Source organism: Bradyrhizobium sp. NAS96.2 (assembly GCF_001908235.1).
GTDB lineage: Bacteria > Pseudomonadota > Alphaproteobacteria > Rhizobiales > Xanthobacteraceae > Bradyrhizobium.
The window spans coordinates 1-18,167 of the sequence record NZ_LGHK01000024.1; the positions used below are offsets into that span (position 1 = coordinate 1).

The 18,167-nt window shown below is 65.0% G+C and carries 15 protein-coding genes; 8 read left to right on the forward strand and 7 right to left on the reverse strand.

All coding sequences use genetic code 11. From position 1 onward, the window contains the following. Positions 1–273: 273 nt before the first annotated feature. From AC628_RS06550 to AC628_RS06575, 6 genes are all read right to left on the reverse strand, one after another. The gene (locus AC628_RS06550; protein ID WP_050419364.1) at positions 274–759 is read right to left on the reverse strand and encodes a peroxiredoxin; all 486 of its coding nucleotides are present in this window, start codon (positions 757–759) and stop codon (positions 274–276) included. Between the two features lie 108 nt (positions 760–867). After that, positions 868–1,425, reverse strand: coding sequence for a DUF924 family protein (locus AC628_RS06555; protein WP_074125976.1), 558 nt, complete (start codon positions 1,423–1,425; stop codon positions 868–870). A gap of 25 nt (positions 1,426–1,450) precedes the next feature. Further along, a complete protein-coding gene (locus tag AC628_RS06560; protein ID WP_074125919.1) occupies positions 1,451–3,133 on the reverse strand; it encodes a long-chain fatty acid--CoA ligase in 1,683 nt (560 codons plus the stop codon). A gap of 177 nt (positions 3,134–3,310) precedes the next feature. Beyond that, positions 3,311–4,768, reverse strand: coding sequence for a D-alanyl-D-alanine carboxypeptidase family protein (locus tag AC628_RS06565; RefSeq protein WP_074125920.1), 1,458 nt, complete (start codon positions 4,766–4,768; stop codon positions 3,311–3,313). Positions 4,769–4,969: 201 nt separating this feature from the next. After that, on the reverse strand, positions 4,970–6,748 hold the full coding sequence (locus AC628_RS06570) for a glucan ABC transporter ATP-binding protein/ permease (protein WP_074125921.1): 1,779 nt from the start codon (positions 6,746–6,748) through the stop codon (positions 4,970–4,972). Positions 6,749–6,994: 246 nt separating this feature from the next. Beyond that, positions 6,995–8,050 (reverse strand): ABC transporter substrate-binding protein, encoded by a 1,056-nt coding sequence (locus tag AC628_RS06575; protein WP_074125977.1) that lies wholly within the window; start codon positions 8,048–8,050, stop codon positions 6,995–6,997. A 264-nt stretch (positions 8,051–8,314) separates the two neighbouring features. Here AC628_RS06575 and AC628_RS06580 point away from each other — a divergent pair, with 264 nt between their 5' ends. From AC628_RS06580 to AC628_RS06615, 8 genes are all read left to right on the forward strand, one after another. After that, positions 8,315–8,755 (forward strand): hypothetical protein, encoded by a 441-nt coding sequence (locus tag AC628_RS06580; RefSeq protein WP_074125922.1) that lies wholly within the window; start codon positions 8,315–8,317, stop codon positions 8,753–8,755. Between the two features lie 122 nt (positions 8,756–8,877). Then, complete coding sequence (gene hisE / locus AC628_RS06585; protein WP_074125923.1) at positions 8,878–9,291, forward strand: phosphoribosyl-ATP diphosphatase; 414 nt, start codon at positions 8,878–8,880, stop codon at positions 9,289–9,291. Positions 9,292–9,354: 63 nt separating this feature from the next. Next, a complete protein-coding gene (locus AC628_RS06590; RefSeq protein ID WP_074125924.1) occupies positions 9,355–9,936 on the forward strand; it encodes a YqaA family protein in 582 nt (193 codons plus the stop codon). Between the two features lie 82 nt (positions 9,937–10,018). Continuing rightward, positions 10,019–10,555: a hypothetical protein gene (locus AC628_RS06595; protein ID WP_143201465.1), complete on the forward strand. Its 537-nt coding sequence runs from the start codon at positions 10,019–10,021 to the stop codon at positions 10,553–10,555. A gap of 390 nt (positions 10,556–10,945) precedes the next feature. Continuing rightward, the gene (locus AC628_RS06600) at positions 10,946–11,917 is read left to right on the forward strand and encodes an NAD(P)H-dependent flavin oxidoreductase (protein ID WP_074125926.1); all 972 of its coding nucleotides are present in this window, start codon (positions 10,946–10,948) and stop codon (positions 11,915–11,917) included. Beyond that, positions 11,917–12,690 carry a thioesterase family protein gene (locus AC628_RS06605; protein ID WP_074125927.1) on the forward strand — a complete coding sequence of 258 codons (774 nt, stop codon included), beginning with the start codon at positions 11,917–11,919 and terminating at the stop codon, positions 12,688–12,690. The genes AC628_RS06600 and AC628_RS06605 overlap by 1 nt, the downstream gene beginning before the upstream one ends. Positions 12,691–13,225: 535 nt before the next feature. Next, a complete protein-coding gene (locus AC628_RS06610) occupies positions 13,226–15,382 on the forward strand; it encodes an ATP-binding protein (protein ID WP_074125928.1) in 2,157 nt (718 codons plus the stop codon). Between the two features lie 176 nt (positions 15,383–15,558). Then, complete coding sequence (locus tag AC628_RS06615) at positions 15,559–16,491, forward strand: alpha/beta fold hydrolase (protein ID WP_502689538.1); 933 nt, start codon at positions 15,559–15,561, stop codon at positions 16,489–16,491. Positions 16,492–16,570: 79 nt separating this feature from the next. Here AC628_RS06615 and AC628_RS06620 read toward each other — a convergent pair whose 3' ends face one another. After that, complete coding sequence (locus AC628_RS06620; RefSeq protein WP_074125930.1) at positions 16,571–18,133, reverse strand: AMP-binding protein; 1,563 nt, start codon at positions 18,131–18,133, stop codon at positions 16,571–16,573. Positions 18,134–18,167: the final 34 nt, after the last annotated feature.

The window sequence follows — 18,167 nt, forward strand, 5'->3', positions numbered from 1 at the left end:
CAACGCAGCCCTCATCGCTTGCGCACGGAAGCTGCTGATCTATGCCAACACTGTCGTCCAGCGCGGAACGCCTTGGCTCGAAACAACCGTCACGGCTTAATGGTTGCTACGGAGCCGCGATCCCGGTGATCGCCGCGCCCAAAACTGTCATCGCCCGCGAAAGCGGGCGATCCAGTATTCCAGAGACAGTGGTGACTGAAACGCGAGGCCGCGGCGTACTGGATCGCCCGGTCGCGCCGGGCGATGACAGTTTTGTTGCGGCGAAAACTCGGCTCAGAGCTGCCCGAGCAGCGTGTCGCCGCCGGAGACTTCGACCTTGCCCGGAGCCGGCTCCTTGTTGAGCTTCTTCACCACGCCGTCCTCGACCAGCATCGAGTAGCGGTGGGAGCGGATGCCGAGGCCGTTGCCGGAGGCGTCCAGCTCCATGCCGATCGCCTTGGCGAAGTCGGCATTGCCGTCGGCGAGGAAGACGGCTTCGTCGCGCTGGTCGGTGTCGCGCTTCCAGGCGTTCATCACGAAGGCGTCGTTGACCGAGACAATCGCGATGGTGTCGACGCCCTTGTTCTTCATGGCATAGGCGTTGAGGAAGATGCTCGGCAGATGCATCTTGTGGCAGGTGCCGGTGTAGGCGCCGGGCACCGCGAACAGGGCGACCTTCTTGCCCTTGAAAATGTCGTCGGTGGTTTTGACCTGCGGCCCCTCGGCCGTCATCACGCGAAACTTGGCTTCCGGCAGCTTGTCGCCAACATTGATCGTCATCGTCGTTCTCCCTCGGTGAAGCGGAATTGTCTTAAACCCGGCGCTCGGACGGCACAATACGAGCTGCCGCGAGAACGGCAATGCCGGAGCGCATTCACCGTTCCGTCATCAGCCGGAAAATCCGCCGCCGTCGAGAAAGGCCTGCTCCTCGGCCGTGGTCTGCCGGCCCAGCACGCGATTCCGGTGCGGGAAGCGGCCGAACCGGCGGATGATGTCGGCGTGGTCCTCGGCGTATTTCAGGTTGTCGGGATGGCAGTCATATTGCTGGAACAGCGTCACGCAGCGCTGCTGGTCGTCGAGGTCCTCCGAATGCTCGAAAGGCAGATAGAGGAATTCGCGCAGCACCGGGTCGGTCCGCGCATCGACGCCGCGGTCGATGGCGCGGCTTGCCACGTCACGGGCCAGCGCATCGCTCGAGAAGGTCCTGGCGTCGCCGCGAAACAGGTTTCGCGGAAACTGGTCGAGCACGATGGTCAGCGCCAGCGCGCCCTCGTCGCTCGCCTCCCAGGACGACAATTCGCCGGCAGCCGCCTTCTGCCAGGTGGCAAGGAAGCGGCTGCGGATTTCGGCATCGAAGGCGTCGTCGTGGCTGTACCAGCGGTCGCGGCCGGCATCTCGCCAGAAGGCAAGCACGTCAGCCGGCGTCGCAATGCGCGCGTCAGTCATATCCAGCGTCAGTCCCACTCACGCCCTAAGCCGCGGCCTTCTTCTCATCGCGCAATTCGCGACGGAGGATCTTGCCGACATTGGTCTTCGGCAAATCGGTCCTGAACTCGATCTGCTTCGGCACCTTGTAGGCGGTGAGCTGGGTGGCGCTGAACTTGATGATGTCCTCGGCGGTGATGTTCGGGTCCTTCTTGACCACGAAGGCCTTCACCGCCTCACCGGACTTCGCGTCGGGCACGCCGATCACGGCGCATTCCAGCACGCCCGGATGGCTCGCGATCACTTCCTCGATCTCGTTCGGATAGACGTTGAAGCCCGAGACCAGGATCATGTCCTTCTTGCGGTCGACGATCTTGGTGTAGCCCTTCTCGTCCATCACGCCGATGTCGCCGGTGCGGAAATAGCCGTCCGCGGTCATCACGCGCGCGGTCTCGTCGGGCCTGTTCCAGTAGCCCGCCATCACCTGGGGACCCTTGGCGCAGATCTCGCCGGCCTGGCCGATCGGCAATTCATTGCCGTCATCGTCGCGGATCGAGAGCCAGGTCGACGGGACCGGAAGGCCGATCGTCCCGGAGAACTCCTCGATCGTCGCGGGATTGCACGTCAGGGTCGGCGACGTCTCCGACAGGCCGTAGCCTTCCGACAACGGGATGCCCGTGATCTTCAGCCACTTCTCGGCGACCGGCCTTTGCGTCGCCATGCCGCCGCCATTGGCGATCTTCAGCTTGGAGAAGTCGAGCTTGTCGAAGCCGGGCGTGTTCAGCAGGCCATTGTAGAGCGTGTTGACCGCCGGGAAGAAGCTGACCTGGTACTTCGACAGTTCCTTGACGAAGCCCGCCATGTCGCGCGGATTCGGAATCAAGAGATTGGTGCCGCCGGCCCGCATGCCCAGCAGGTAGCACGCGGTGAGCGCAAAGACGTGATACAGCGGCAGCGCGCAGACGATGACCATCTGTTCGACGATCGGCGGCTTCGCCAGCGCCGGCTGCAGCCAGGCATCGTTCTGCAGCACGTTGGCCAGGATGTTGCGATGGAGCAGGGTCGCGCCCTTGGAGACGCCGGTGGTGCCGCCGGTGTATTGCAGGAAGGCGACGTCATCGAGCGTCAACTTCGGTTTGTTGAGCCTCGCGGCGCGGCCGGCCGACAGCGCCTCGTTGAATGAAACCGCGCCCGGGATCGACCAGGCCGGCACCATCTTCTTCACCCGGCGCACCACCAGGTTGACGATCACGCCCTTGAAGCCGAGCAGATCGCCCATGCTGCCGACGATGACGTGCTTGACCGCGGTGTTGGGCAGCACCTTCTGCACGGTGGTGGCAAAGTTCTCCAGCACGATGATCGCTTCCGCGCCGGAATCCTTCAGCTGATGCTCGAGCTCGCGCGGAGTATAGAGCGGATTGACGTTGACCACGGCATAGCCGGCGCGCAGCACCGCGGCGGTCGCAACCGGATATTGCAGCACGTTCGGCATCATCAATGCGACCCGCGCGCCCTTCTGCAGGCCCTTGCTCTGCAGGTAGGCGCCGAGCGCCGCCGACATCTCGTCGAGCTCGCGATAGGTGATCGCCTTGTCCATGCAGATGAACGCCTTGCGATCGGCGAATTTCTTGAAGCTCTCTTCCAGCAATTCGACCAGCGACGAATATTGCGTGACGTCGATATCGGCGGGCACGCCGGCCGGATAATGCTTGAGCCAGATGCGCTCCATAATGGTCTTTCCCTCTCTCAAATTTGGCTGACGTCCCGGATTGTTTCCGGGTTTCTCGACCCTTGGTCGTATTATTCTTGGTCGCGGTATTTCAGGCAGTATTGAGCGATGCCGCGGCCAATGGCAAGCCGCTGCGCGCTATCGACGCATTGGGAGATCGGAGGGGGTGACGCTCTGCTAGCCGGCCGGCTTGGCGTCGGCCTTGGGCTTGGCGTCGGCTTTCGGCTTCGCAGCCGGTTTTGCCGCCGTCGCCGGCTTGCCGGCGGGCTTTGCGGCGGCCTGTTTGTCCGCGGCCGGCTTCGCAGCTGCGGCATCCGGCTTGGCGTTGGCGTGACGCACCGGCTTGGCCGCCGGCTTGCTGTCCGGCTTGGCAGCGCTCTTAGCGTCACTCTTGGCGGTGCTCTTGGCGTCGCCCTTCGCATCATCGGCCGTATCGGACTTCTTGCCCGCGACGCGGGTGTGCTTGCCCTTGGTGCGCTTGACCGGCTGCAGCTTCTCGGTGTCGGCCTCGACCGCGGCGATCAGCGCAGCGCCGGTCTTGGTCGGTCCCGTATAAACCACGACCGGTTCGGACGCCGCCGCCGGCTGCGCCAGCATGTCGGCCGGCTTGGTCGGCATCGCGGCCTGCAGGCCCGAGGCGAAGAAGCTCACGCCACTGTCGCCGTTGGTGCTCGCGCCGGCGCTGGCGACGGTGTCTTCGCCGTCCTCGTCGCTGGCGGGCCGCTTGTGCTTGGCGCCGCACATCTCCTCGCGCAGGTTCGGCGGGGTGGAATCGATCGGCACCAGATTGTCGACGGTGCCGAGCGAGGGCCGCAGCCACGCCAGCCCGTTATTGGCAAAGCCGCGATCCAAGAGCTGCGCGGCGCGGATCGCGCGCATGCGGCCCGAGGAGGCGCCGAGCACCACGGCGATCAGCCGCTTGCCGTCGCGCGTCGCCGACGCCACGAGGTTGTAGCCGGACGCGCAGATGAAGCCGGTCTTGAAGCCGTCGGCGCCCGGATAGCGGCCGATCAGCTTGTTGAAATTCTGGGTGATGCGGCGGCCGAAGCGGATCGAGGGGATGTGGACGAAATACTCGTATTCCGGCAGGTCGCGGATGATGGCGCGGGCGAGGATCGCCATGTCGCGCGCCGAGGTGATCTGGCCGTCGGCGGGCAGGCCGTTCGGGTTGACATAGCTCGTTTGCGTCATGCCGAGCCTCGAGGCGGTCTGGTTCATTTCGCCGGCAAAGCCGTCGATCGAGCCGCCGATGCCCTCGGCCAGCACCACGGCCATGTCGTTGGCCGACTTCACCAGCATCATCTTCAGCGCGTTGTCGACGGTGACCTGGGTGCCGGGCCGGAAGCCCATCTTCGAGGGCGACTGCGATGATGCGGTCGGCGATACCGTGAGCAGCGTGTCGAGCGAGACGCGGCCGTCCTTGACCGCCTTCAGCGTGACATAGGCCGTCATCAGCTTGCTGAGCGAAGCCGGGTACCACGGCATCGTCGCATTGTCGGCCTGCAGCACCTTTCCGGTATCGGCCTCGACCACCAGCAGCGCCTCGGCCTGCGCCATCTGCGGCGTTGCGATGGCAAGCATCGCGACGGCCAGAATCCATTTCAACGACGGGCGCAGCGGGCGAGGAAAATGCACGTGTCCGGTTCCGGTCCTTTGAGACCCGCCTTAAAAAAGGAGGTCTTGCGATGTGACGTACGGGTTTCAAGCGTGTCCGGCGCCGCGTCGCGGCAATGCAAACCCTATACCGGCTTGCCAGCAGAGAACAGAGGCCGGCCAATTATATCGTGGACGAAATCGGCTGAATTTCGGCAGCCGCCTCAATTGGAAAGGGGAGAATTATGGTGTCTCGATGCCGGCGCGCGCCTGTTCCTGGACCATGAACTGGGCCCGCGCGAGCTCGGCAAAACGCCCGCCTTTCGCCACCAGTTCATCGAAAGTTCCGCTTTCGATCACCCGTCCCTGGTCGAACAGCAGGATGCGGGTGGCGTGGCGGATGGTCGAGAGACGGTGCGCGATCACGAAGGTGGTGCGGCCCTTCATCACTTCGTCGAGAGCAGCGTTCACCTTGGCCTCGGTGACGGCGTCGAGCGCGCTGGTCGCCTCGTCGAGGATCAGGATCGGCGGGTCCTTGAGCAGCGCACGCGCAATCGACAATCGCTGGCGCTCGCCGCCGGACAGCATGCGGCCGCGTTCGCCGGCATGGGTCTCGAACTTCTTGTCGCTGCGCTCGATGAAATCCAGCGCCTGCGCGCGCGCCGCGGCGGTACGCAGTTCCTCGTCGGTCGCGTCGGGCTTGCCGATGCGCAGATTGTCGGCGAGCGAACGGTTGAACAGCAGCGCCTCCTGAAACACCACGCCGATGTTCCGCCGCAGCGCCGTCAGCTTCAGCGCGCGGATGTCCATACCGTCGATCTCGATGATGCCGGATTGCGGATCGAACGCGCGGTGCAACAGCGCGATCGCGGTGGATTTGCCGGCGCCGGTCGAGCCGACCAGCGCGATGGTCTGGCCGGGCAGTGCGGTGAAGGTGAGGTCCTCGATCGCCGGCCGCTTGCCGTCATAGGAGAACGAGACGTCGTCGAACTCGACGAGGCCGGACAGCCTGCCGGGATCGACCGCGCCCGGACGGTCGCGCACCGCCGGCACCGCATCGAGCACGTCGAAGAATTCCTGCAGCCGCGGTGCTTCCATGAACACGCTGTTGATGAAGCTCACCACCTGCTCGAGCTTCTGGATCAGCATGGTGGCGAACGAGACGAACATCACGATCTCGCCGACCGTGGTGAGCCCCTCATTGTGGAGCGCGATGCCGACGGTGAAGATCGCGAGCACCGTGATGGTGGTCGAGGCGCGCGTGATCACGGTGACCAGCGCCCACCATGACAGCACCGGCATCTGCACCGCGAGCAGCTTGTCGGCGACGTAGCGCAGGCCCTGCACCTCGGAATCGATCCGCACGAAGCTCTGCACCAGCGCGACGTTGCCGAGCGCGTCGGAGGCACGCGCCGAGAGGTCGCTGTAATAGGCCTCGACCTCGCTCTGCATGCCGTAGGTCTTGCGCACCACCATCGTGGTCAGCACGGTGAACACGACGCAGAGCACGAACAGCAGGACGGCGAGCCGCCAGTTGATGTAGAGCGCGAGCGGCAGCAGCACGACCAGCGACATGATCGCGGCGAAATGCTCACGGAAGAAGCCGAGCCAGAGCCGCCACAGCGCATCGGTGCCGTTCAGCATCACCTTCATCAGCCGCCCGGAATGGGTGCCGGAGTGGAAGGTCAGTGGCAGCTGCAGGATGTGCTCGAAATAATCGGTCAGCACCGCCTGACGCTGGCGGTGTGCCAGCCGGTCGGCCTGCAATGCGACGATCGCGCTGCAGCCGATCGTGAACAGGCCGAACACCGCCCAGGCCACCAGCAGCGGCCATGCCGAATTCGTCGCGAACAATCCGGTGACCGGCCGGCCCGACAGCACATCGACGATCTTGCCGAACAGCACCGGCTCGGCGAATTGCGCGCCGGCGAGCAGCATGTTGGCGGCGGCGAGAATCCAGCCGAGCCGCGCCTCCTTGCCGAGCAGTTCGAGGACGCGGGTATAGAGGCGGAGCATGGACATGCCGGCGGGACTCTCGAACAATGGGCGCCTGCCATTGTAAGCCGGGATTGTTGCCGAGAACTACCCACTTCCCGTGCCGGTCCACACTCCGGCCTCATCCTGAGGAGCCTGCGAACAAATGCAGTCCGTCATTGCGAGGAGCGACAGCGACGAAGCAATCCATCGCTCGGCATTCGCGGTGGGATGGATTGCTTCGCTTCGCTCGCAATGACGGCGGAGGGCCGATCTTTTGGCCGAGGACGCGTCTCAATTCACCAGCCGGCCATCGATCGGCGGCAGGAATTGGTCGTCGAAGATGTCGGCGGCGTGCGGCCGCTTCTGGAATTTGAAGTCTTCCGCGAGTTGGTCAAGCGCGCGCTCGAAACGCTCAGGCTCGATGCCGCCGAGACCGTTGCGCTTCACCTCGGCGGTCAGGATGTTGTCGCGGATGATGGCGCCGAGCCGCTCGAGCTCCAGATCGCGCGAACCGCCGTCCATCCGGCTCACCACCTCGCTTGCGGCGCGGGCCGGGTCCTTGACCGCGAGATTGGTGCCGCCGACCGCCGCGCGCACGAAGCCCTTCACCGCGTCCGGCTTGGCCGCGGCAAGGTGCGGGCTGACGATCACGGCAAAGCCATAGGCCTCGCAGCCGTAGTCGGCGAAGCGCAGCACCGCAAGATCGTCCGCAGGCACGCCGCGATCGCGCAGATTGATCGCCGAGAGATAGGAGAAGCCGGTCACGGCATCGACCTGGCCGGCGGAGAGCATCGGCTCGCGCACCGCAGCGCTGATCGTGTTCTGCTTCACGCTCGATAGCTTGATGCCGTTCTGCCTGGCGACCGCGGGCCACAGCCGGATCGAGAGATCGCCCTCGGCGACGCCGAGGCTCTTGCCTTCCAGATCCGCCAGCGCCTTGATGCCGCGGCTCTTGCGGGCAATGATCGCGTATGGCGCCCGGTTGAACAGCACGAACACCGCCTTGACAGGGGCTGCGCCAGGCTTGTCGCGAAAGCGGATCAGCGAGTTGATGTCGACGAGCGCGAAATCGCTCGAGCCGTCGGCGACGCGCGCGATTGCGTCCGCCGAACTGGTGGCGACGTTGGTGCCGACCGCGAGGCCCTCGGCGCTGAACAGGCCGCCGACCGACGCCATCACGAATGGTGCTGCGGCAGCGTCAAGCGGACGGTCGAGCGTGAACTGGATGGTGAGCGGCTGCGGCTGATCGCCGGCGTGCAGCGGCGTCAGCGCCGGCCACACGCCACCCGAGAGGCCGATCGTGCCGGCCAGTATCCAGCGGAGAACGGTGGTCCGACTTACCTGCATCGTGACATCCGGGAGGCGAGACAAAGTGCCGCGCCGGCTGCGCGCCTTGTTCATGACATCGAATGCGCCAAGGCAACGGTCATTTCAAGCTGCAATTTCAGGCGTTATCTGCAGGCATTCTGCCCTGGGCAAAATGAACGGCCGATGACTGCCTCGATTTCACCTTAGGTTGTTCAGCTTGCATTCGGTTTCGGGAACCTAATCTGGAGGGAGTGGTTAGCTCACCAAGGCCCGACGGGCCGGCTTCCACAAAGGATGACTGCAATGTTTGCGCGAAAAGGTGTTTTTTCGTCTGTTGGCCGCGCAGCCACATTGGCAACGGTTGCCGCGGTGGCGTTGACGGCCGTTGAGCCGACGATGGCGTTCGCAGGCTCTGCTTCGGCGGGCAAGCCTGCCGCTGTGACCACCTCACACGGCACGAGTGACGCGACCGATATCAGCGCGCGCCGTCGTTACTATCGTGGCGGCGGTGGTGGTGCGGCTGCTGCAGCCGTGTTCGCCGGGATCGTCGGCACGGGCCTTGCGATCGCCGCAGCCCAGAACCGTCGCGACTATTACGACTCCTACGGCTACTATGACGGCCCCGGCTACTACGGTGGTCCGGCCTATTATGGTGGTGGCCCGGTCTATTACGGCGGCGGACCGTATTATGGTTATCACGGCTATTACGGGCGCCGCTCGGCACTGCCCTATACGCCGTACTGACACCGTCGTCGGTTCTCGGAACTGTCACAAAGCATCGATCCACCGGCTGCAAGGCCGGTGGATTTTTCATTGTCCGTCCGGCCGTTAACACGCTGGCGACGCGTTTCGATTAGGCTCGCAGGATGAGTGATTCGATCGAACGGCTTTACCAGGCGGTGATCGCGGCCAGGGATCTTGATCCGGCTACGTCGCGCACGGCACGGCTGTTCCAGCGCGGGCCGGCCAAGATGGCCAAGAAGCTCGCCGAGGAAGCGGTCGAGGTCGTGATCGACGCCATCAGCGGCAAGCCGGATGCCGTCGTCCGCGAGAGCGCGGACCTGCTCTACAATCTCACGGTTCTGTGGGCGTCGGCCGGCGTGAAGCCGGAGGATGTCTGGCGCGAGATGGAGCGGCGCGAGCGGCTGCTCGGGATCGCCGAGAAGCTGCCGAAGTCGCCGGTCAAGGTCCCCAAGAGCCTGCCCAAGACCGCGCCTGTCCCGGTGGTGCGGCGTCGAATTGTCGCGCTGGAGAACCGGCTGCGCAAACGGCAGCCGTAAATCAACCAAATTCGGCCCATCCCCGGCATGGACAAATCCGCTCCATGATGGTTCATCGCGCCCATGTTGAAACGGATTTATGACTGGTGCGTCGAGGCGGCCGACAAGCCCTACGCACTCTGGATTCTCGCGGCCGTCGCCTTCGCGGAGAGCTCCTTCTTCCCGATCCCTCCCGACATCATGCTGCTGCCGATGTCGCTGGCGCGGCCGAAGCGGGCATGGTGGTTCGCGACGGTCTGCACCATCGCGTCGGTTGCCGGCGGCGTGCTCGGCTATGCGATCGGCGCGTTGCTCTACGACTCGCTCGGGCAGTGGCTGATCCATCTCTACGGCCTCTCCGACAAGGTCGACGTGTTCCGCGCCTCCTATGCCGAGTGGGGCGCCGTGATCATCCTGGTGAAGGGACTGACGCCGATCCCCTACAAGCTCGTGACCATCACCTCGGGCTTCGCCGGTTACAACATCTGGCTGTTCATCCTGTGTTCGATCGTCGCACGCGGCGGCCGCTTCTTCTTCGTTGCGGTGCTGCTCAACCGCTATGGCGATGTCATCCGCGCCGAGCTCGAGAAGCGGCTCGGCCTGTGGGTCGCGATCGGCGCGATCGTGCTGGTGCTGGGCTTCGTTGTCGCATTCAAGCTGATCTGACCAAAGTTCAAGCTGTTCGCGTCTTTGCCTGAGGACGGCTTCGGACTACGCTCGCTGCGATGGCTGATGGAAAAGACGACCGGTGAATCTCGCGCGACTCAATCCCGCCAGGGCGCGCGTTGCAATGGCGGGCCTTGCGCTGTCGATAGCGCTGCCTGCGATCGAGGGCGGATGGGCGCAGACTGCGTCGCCCTCGCTCGGCGTGCAGTCGCCGGCGCAGCAGCCCGTTGAGTCTCAGCAGCAGATCGAGCTGCCGCCGGCACCGGTCGAGCGCGAGAATCCCGGGCTGATCAACGAAATCGGAAAACTGTTCGAGAAGTCGAAGTCGGCGCTGCCACAGTTGAAGAGCCCCGGCGAGACCTTCAATGACCTGTCGAACCTGGCGCGCCCCTCGAGCATGGTGACCGGGCGCGCCGCCTGCGTGGTGGCCGCGAACGGTGCGCCCGACTGCAAGATCGGCGCCGACCGGCTGTGCCAGAGCAAGGGGTTCAAGGAAGGCAAGGGCATCGATATCGACACGTCGGAGAAATGCTCGCCGCTGGTCTATTTGCCGGGCCACAAGCGCGGCCCGAACGATTGCAAGACGGAAAATTTCGTGACACGGGCGGTCTGCCAGTAGCGGCGGCGAAGCTTGCGTTTAGAGAGTGATGCGATTGGGTCAAACTGGATTAATGGCGGAGGTTCACCTCTCCCTTGGGAGAGGTCGGCGCGTAGCGCCGGGTGAGGGGTTTCGGTCTCTCGTTAGCCCTGCGGCCCCTCACCCGATTTGCTTCGCAAATCGACCTCTCCCCAAGGGGAGAGGTGAAGACGTGCGTGCCGAACCAATTCCAAACTCATCTTGCTCTGGGATGCCAGATGCGTCCGGAAAATGCGCCCTTTAGATGAGGTTTTGTCATCCTTTTTGCAGCGCCAAAACGCAATACTTGACACTGGAAAGATTGCCTTGTTGGTATGACGTTCAGCATTCGAGCTAAAACCAACCGACCAAACCTTTGAGGATCCGCCGCCAATGTCCATGCCTGCTCTGTTCAAGGGCCGCCTGTCTCTTCCCGTGATCGGGGCACCGCTGTTCATCATCTCCGTGCCCGACCTCGTCATCGCCCAGTGCAAGGCCGGCGTGGTCGGCTCGTTTCCGGCGCTGAATGCGCGGCCGCCGGAGCTGCTCGACGAATGGCTGTACCGGATCAAGGAAGAGCTCGCCGCCTATGACAAGGCGCATCCGGAGCGGCCGTCGGCGCCGTTCGCGGTGAACCAGATCGTGCACAAGTCGAACAACCGGCTCGATCACGACATGGCGCTTTGCGAGAAGCACAAGGTGCCGATGATCATTTCCTCGCTCGGCGCGCGCGAGGAGCTCAACCAGGCCGTCCACGGCTGGGGCGGCATCGTGTTCCACGACGTGATCAATCAGAAGTTCGCGCGCAAGGCGATCGAGAAGGGCGCTGACGGCCTGATCCTGGTTGCGGCCGGCGCCGGCGGCCATGCCGGCACACTGTCGCCGTTCCCGTTCGTGTCGGAGACGCGGCAGTGGTTCGACGGGCCGATCGCGCTGTCGGGCACCATCGCCAACGGCCGCGCCATTCGCGCCGCGCGCATCATCGGCGCCGACTTCGCCTATATCGGCTCCGCCTTCATCGCGACCAAGGAGGCGAATGCGGTCGAGGGCTACAAGAGCATGATCACCAATTCGTCCGCCGAGGACATCGTCTACTCCAATTTGTTCACCGGCGTGCACGGCAATTACCTGAAGCCCTCGATCGTCGCGGCCGGCATGGATCCGGAAAACCTGCCGACATCAGATCCCTCGAAGATGAGCTTCGGCACCGATTCATCCGGCGAGCGCGCCAAGCCGAAGGCCTGGAAGGAGATCTGGGGCTCCGGCCAGGGCGTCGGCAGCATCTCCAAGGTTGTTCCTGCGGCCGAGCTGATTGGCCGATTCAAGAAGGAATACGACGAAGCGGTCGATCCGGCGCTTGCTTGATGGAGCCGATCTTTCGCGTTGACGGCGACCGCGTCGTCACCAGTCCTGATGCCGCGGGTCCCTGGGATCCGCGGATGCAGCACGGCTCCGCGCCGGCGGCGTTGGTGGTGTGGGCTGCCGAAGCGCTCCCGACGCCGGTGCCGATGCGGATCGCGCGCGTCACCATCGACCTGATGCGTCCGGTGCCGGTGGCGCCGTTGACGGTGCAAAGCGAGATCCTGCGCGATGGCCGCAAGATCCAGCTCTGCGGCGTCAGGCTGCTCGCCGACGGCGTCCTCGTCGTCTCGGCCACCGTGCTCAAGATCAAGCATCAGGTGGCCGAACTGCCGCCCGACATCGCAGCGCTTCCGGTCGAGCTGCCGGGTCCCGACGAAAGTATGGTCGAGCCGGGTAATCTTGCGAACAGCCCGTTCGTCAAATGCATCTCGATGCGCGCCGCGCGTGGCCGCTTCGGTGTGATGGGACCCGGCGCGATCTGGTTTCGCGTCGACCAGCCGCTGATCGCGGGCGCCGCCGTCTCGCAGGCGATGCGCGCCGTGGTCGCCTCCGACTTCTCCAACGGCACCTCGCCGGCGCTCGATTTCAACCAGTGGACCTTCATCAACGCCGATCTCACCGTGAGCCTGGCGCGCGAGCCGGTTGGCGACTGGGTCCTGCTCGACGGCGAATCCTGGATCGGGCCTGACGGTGCCGGCCTTGCGATGTCGCGGCTCGCCGACGTGCAAGGCTATTTCGGCCGGACCGTGCAGAGCCTCGTCATCGAGCGGCGCTGACCAGGGCTATCCCTCTCCAACCTCCCCTTAAAAAGGGGAGGTCGCCTCGCTCGCCAGAGCAAAGCGGGTGGGGATCTGCTCCCTCCGCATACGGCATCGCACGCGGCTGACCCCATCCCGGGCTTCCCCTTTCGGGTCGGGCGAGGCGGCATTTACACGATTTCGGAATATTAGAAATATATCCCTGATTTGCCTGACGTGTCAAGTTGCCGTGTCGAAGGCCGGCAGCCTTTGCATGGGGTTGTTTTCGCCATTTTTGTCGCGCGGTCGCGGCGAGCCATGCCGGCAAGGCACGATGCGATATCTGGCGGCCGCGGGTCCCGCACGCGGCATGGCAATCGCCTAGGCGGCTGCCTTTGCGGTAAAAATAACTTCGCGGCCGTGGGAACGGTTGGCGGCACGAACGAGTTTCGCTCCGGTTAGGGGGCCCCATGACGCGTATCGATCCCGCCGCCGGCAGTGTGGCCATGGCAACCCGGCGGCCTTGTGCTGTGCCGGCCGCTGCCGATGCCCGGCCGTCGCAGGGACAGACGAGATGAAGCCCGGCCCGTCCTCGGAACGCGCGGTCATCCTTGCCGCGAGCGAACGGGATGCCGTCTGGACTGCCCACCTCATCAAGGAAGCCGGCTACTACGCCAATATCTGCGGCGACCTCGCCGAGCTGGAGCGCCAGGTCGCAAGCGGGGCGGGCCTTGCCATCATTGCCGACGAGGCGATCAGGACCGCCGACCTTGCCGGCCTGACGCACTGGCTGAACGAGCAGCCGTCATGGTCGGATTTCCCCATCGTGCTGATGAGCGAGGGCGGTGGGCCCGAACGCAGTCCCGAAGCAGCGCGGCTCGGCCGCGCGCTCGGCAATGTCACCTTCATCGAGCGCCCGTTCCATCCGACCACGCTGGTGAGCCTGGTCGCGGCCGCCGTGCGCGGCCGCCGCCGCCAATACCAGACCCGCGCGATTCTCGAGGACCTTACCGAAAGCGAAAGCCTGCTGCAGACGGCGCTCAATGCCGGCCATCTCGGCGCGCTCGAACTGCACGTTCCGGGTTTCGAGCTGGAGGCCTCCGCGACCTGCAAGCGCTTCTTCGGGCGCGCCGCGAACCTGCCGTTCACCTATCAGGAGCTGCTCGAGGCGGTTCATCCCGACGATCGCGCCCGGCGGCAGGAGGTCGTCGAGCACACGCTCAAGACCGGCGCCGACTACAAGATCGAGTATCGCAACATCTGGCCCGACGGCAGCCAGCACTGGGTCGACGTGCGCGCCCGCGCGGTGCGCGGGCCGGACGGCGGCATCCGGTCGCTGGTCGGGGTCTGCTCCGACATCACCGCGCGCAAGACCGCGGAGATCGAGCGCGAGGCGCTGCTGGCGCAGCTCGCCGCCGAGCGCTCCGCGCTTGCCGAACTCACCGCGACGCTGGAGCAGCGGGTCGAGCAGCGCACCGTCGATTTGATGAAGGAGGTCGCGGCGCGCGAGCGGGCGCAGGAGCAGCTCCGCCATGCGCAGAAGATGGAGGCGATCGGCCAGCTCACCGGCGGCGTGGCGCACGACTTCAACAATCTGCTGATGGCCGTGATGGGCAATCTCGATCTGCTGCGCAAGCGGATGCCGGAGGACCCGCGACTGCAACGGCTGGTCGACGGCGCGTTGCAGGGCGCCGAGCGCGGCGCTTCGCTGACGCAGCGGCTGTTGGCATTCGCGCGGCAGCAGGATCTGCGCGCGGTGCCGGTCGATCTCGGCGCACTGGTGCGTGACATGAGTGAATTGCTCGAGCGATCGCTCGGACCGCGCATCGTGCTGCGGCTCGACATTCCCGACGGATTGCCGCCGGCCTGCGTCGATGCCAACCAGCTCGAGCTCGCGGTTCTCAATCTTGCGATCAATGCGCGCGATGCGATGCCGGATGGCGGCGTGATCGAGATCCGCCTCGCGGCCTGGCAGGCCAAGAACGAGCAGACCAGGAACGAGCAGACGAAGAGCGATCCGGCGCTGCATCCGGGCAACTACCTGAAACTGTCGGTGGTCGACAGCGGCACCGGCATGTCGCCGGACGTGCTGAAGCGCGCGATCGAGCCGTTCTTCTCGTCGAAGCCGGTCGGCAAGGGCACCGGGCTCGGCCTGTCGATGGTGCACGGGCTCGCGGTGCAGCTCGGCGGCGCTTTGCAGCTGTCGAGCGCGGTCGGCAAGGGCACCACGGCGGAGCTGGTGCTGCCGGTTGCAACCGCCGCGCCGGAAGCCGCAAGTCCCGTGCCCGTGGCGCAGCCGGTCAAGCGCTCGGCGGTGATCCTGCTGGTCGACGACGATCCGCTGATCGCGATGTCGACCATGGAAATGCTCGAAGACCTCGGTCATCGCGTGATCGGCGCCAATTCCGGACCGCACGCGCTCGATATCCTCAGGAGCGATCAGGAGATCGACCTGATGATGACCGATCACGTGATGCCCGGCATGACTGGCATCGAGCTCGCCGCGGCCTCCCGCGAGGTGCGGCCGCAGCTCGTCGTTCTGCTCGCCACCGGCTATGCCGAACTGCCTGACGGCACTCACGTCGATCTGCCGCGGCTGGCCAAGCCCTATCACCAGGATCAGCTCCGCGAGCGGCTCGATCAGTTGCTGGGGCAGCGTGACGGACGGCATACGGCCGCCGCTAGCGCCGATAGTCTCGCCACGCCTTCCACTCTGTCGCCGTCACCCTGAGGAGCCGCACACGAAGGGTGGCTGCCCGGCTGTGGTCGCTTGGCTGCAATGTCGGAAATGTGATCTGCGCGCGACGGCCGGACGGGAAGAACGCGCTGCCGCTGATGCTCCCTTCCGGTCGAAGACCGACAGTCACCCCACGGAGTTGCCTGATGAAGATGTCCACCCGACTCGCGATGTCTGCTGTTCTCGCAGGAATGGCAATGCAGGCCTCGGCAAACAGCCTGCAATCGAGCCGGCACTCCATCTCGTATCACACCGTGGATGTCCTCGGCGTCAACATCTTCTACCGCGAAGCGGGGCCCTCCGATGCACCGGTCGTGCTGCTGCTCCACGGCTTTCCATCCTCATCGCGGATGTGGGAGCCGTTACTGCCGCTTCTCGCCGACAAATATCATCTGATCGCCCCCGATTATCCGGGATTCGGCAACAGCAGCGCGCCGGCTCCGTCCGATTTCGAATACAGCTTCGACAATCTCGCGCGCGTGACGAACGAGTTCACGACGAAGCTCGGCCTCACTAACTATGTGCTGTTCATGCAGGACTATGGCGGGCCCGTCGGCTTCCGCCTGGCGCTCGCGCATCCTGAACGGGTCCGCGCCATCATTGTCCAGAACGCGGTAGCCCACGAACAGGGTCTTGGCCCGGTTTGGGAGGCTCGCAGGAAGTTTTGGGCAGATCCGGTGCACGAGATCGACAAGCTCAAGGCCAATTTCACGTCGTTCGAGGCAACGCGCCAGCGCCATGTCGGGACGAGCCCGCATCCCGACCGTTACGACCCGGATCTGTGGGGCGACGAATCCGCGTTTCTGTCCCGCCCGGGCCAGGCCGACATCCAGACCACGCTGTTCCTGGAATACCGCACCAACGTTGCCTCCTACCCGCAATGGCAGAAGTGGCTTCGCGAGACGCAGCCGCGAACCCTCGTGGTCTGGGGCAGATACGATCCGTCGTTTACCGTCGCCGGTGCCACCGCCTATGCCGCCGACGTTCCGGCAGCCGAGGTCCACATCCTGGACGCGGGACATTTCGCGCTCGACGAAGCGACCGATGAGATCGCGACACTGGTGCGCGACTTCCTTGCCCGTCTCGACCAGCGCAGGGAATGACGCCGAATATGGCGCGGCCCACATTGGGCGGGGCCAAGGACGAATGTGGCAATAGCGCCAAGCCTTTCGCTACGATACCTCACCCCACCATGCGGTCGCGGCCGGACCAGAAGCCTGCCTTCAGCACCTTCTTGTCGACCTTGCCGACGCCGGTCATCGGCAGCTCCTTGACGAACTGGATCTGCTTCGGCGCGTGCGCCGAGCCCTTCTTGGCCTTCACCAGGCCGATCAGCTCGTCGGCGTCGGGTGTGGCGCCCTCGCGCGCCACCACGACGGCGGTGACGGCCTCGCCCCATTTGTCGTCGGGCACGCCGACCACCGCGACCATTGCGACGTCGGCGTGCTGCGACAGCACGTCCTCGACTTCGCGCGGAAAGATGTTGAAGCCGCCGGAGACGATCATGTCCTTCTTGCGGTCGAGGATGAACATGTAGCCGCGCTCGTCCATGCGGGCGATGTCGCCGGTGTGCAGCCAGCCGCTCTTCAGCGTCTCCGCGGTGATGTCGGGCCGCTTCCAGTATTCGGCCATCACATGCGTGGCGCGCACGCAGATCTCGCCGGCCTCGCCGGTTGCTACCTCCTGGTCGTCCTGATCGAGGATCTTCACCTGGCAGGCGGCGATCGGGAAGCCGCAGGACAGGAACAGCTCGGGCGTCTTCTGGTCATGGTCCGCCTTGCGCAGCACCGAGACCGGATAGCATTCGGTCTGGCCGTAGAGCTGCGAGAACACCGGGCCGATCCGCTCGATGCCTTCGACCAGCCGGCTCGGCGACATCGCGGATGCGCCGTACAGCAGCAGCTCGAGCGAGGAGAGGTCGGTCTTGGGCAGCGCGGGATGATCCAGCATGACGTAGATCATGGTCGGCACGAACAGCGTGAAGTTGATCTTCTCGCGCTCGATGGTCTTGAACACCGCCTCCGGATCGAACCCTTTAAGCATGTGCACGGTGCCGCCGCGCATCAGCGTCGGCAGCACTTTTGTACCCGCGACATGGCTGATCGGGGCCACGGTGAGGTAGCGCGGCGTCTTCGGAATCTCGAAATCGGCGAGGATCGCGGTGGCGAAGCCGCCATATTCGCGGTGGTAGCGCAGCGCGCCCTTGGATTTGCCGGTGGTGCCGCCGGTGTAGTTCAGGGTCGAGATGTCGTCCTCACGCGCGAAGTTTTTCGCGCTCGCGCTGCCGGCGTCCTCGACCACCTGCAGCAGGTCGGCGCCGTAGCCCGCCGGGTCGAGCGTGAAGATGGTCTTCAGGCCCGCCGCCTTCGCCGCGAGCTCGCCGCCGCGGTCGCGAAACGTGATGCCGTCGACGATCAGCATCTGCGCTTCGGAGTCCTCGATCTGGAACAGCTGATCGTCGAGCGAGCCGAGCGGATGCAGCCAGGTGATGGCGAGCCGCGACAATTGCGCGGCGACGCCGGCGCACCAGCTGTCGGCGCGATTGGCGGTGAGGAACGCGACGCGGGTGCCCGGCGCAAAGCCGAGCCGCATGAACACGCTCTGCATCCGCCCGATCAAATCGGTTGCGCCCTGATAGCTGAGCGAGCCGCCCGGCCATGCGAAGGCGGTGCGCGACGGATAACGCGCCAGCGCCCGCAAGGTCTGCTCGCACGTTGCCGGAAATGCATAGAGCGGATTGCTCATGTGGTGGTCTCCTCCCGCTTTGTGTTTGGCCTCT

Coding starts and splice junctions, on each gene's coding strand:
- AC628_RS06550 (WP_050419364.1), bottom strand. CDS start 759: ATGACGATCAATGTTGGCGACAAGCTGCCGGAAGCCAAGTTTCGCGTG.
- AC628_RS06555 (WP_074125976.1), bottom strand. CDS start 1,425: ATGACTGACGCGCGCATTGCGACGCCGGCTGACGTGCTTGCCTTCTGG.
- AC628_RS06560 (WP_074125919.1), bottom strand. CDS start 3,133: ATGGAGCGCATCTGGCTCAAGCATTATCCGGCCGGCGTGCCCGCCGAT.
- AC628_RS06570 (WP_074125921.1), bottom strand. CDS start 6,748: ATGTCCATGCTCCGCCTCTATACCCGCGTCCTCGAACTGCTCGGCAAG.
- AC628_RS06575 (WP_074125977.1), bottom strand. CDS start 8,050: ATGCAGGTAAGTCGGACCACCGTTCTCCGCTGGATACTGGCCGGCACG.
- AC628_RS06580 (WP_074125922.1), top strand. CDS start 8,315: ATGTTTGCGCGAAAAGGTGTTTTTTCGTCTGTTGGCCGCGCAGCCACA.
- hisE (WP_074125923.1), top strand. CDS start 8,878: ATGAGTGATTCGATCGAACGGCTTTACCAGGCGGTGATCGCGGCCAGG.
- AC628_RS06590 (WP_074125924.1), top strand. CDS start 9,355: ATGTTGAAACGGATTTATGACTGGTGCGTCGAGGCGGCCGACAAGCCC.
- AC628_RS06600 (WP_074125926.1), top strand. CDS start 10,946: ATGTCCATGCCTGCTCTGTTCAAGGGCCGCCTGTCTCTTCCCGTGATC.
- AC628_RS06605 (WP_074125927.1), top strand. CDS start 11,917: ATGGAGCCGATCTTTCGCGTTGACGGCGACCGCGTCGTCACCAGTCCT.
- AC628_RS06610 (WP_074125928.1), top strand. CDS start 13,226: ATGAAGCCCGGCCCGTCCTCGGAACGCGCGGTCATCCTTGCCGCGAGC.
- AC628_RS06615 (WP_502689538.1), top strand. CDS start 15,559: ATGTCTGCTGTTCTCGCAGGAATGGCAATGCAGGCCTCGGCAAACAGC.
- AC628_RS06620 (WP_074125930.1), bottom strand. CDS start 18,133: ATGAGCAATCCGCTCTATGCATTTCCGGCAACGTGCGAGCAGACCTTG.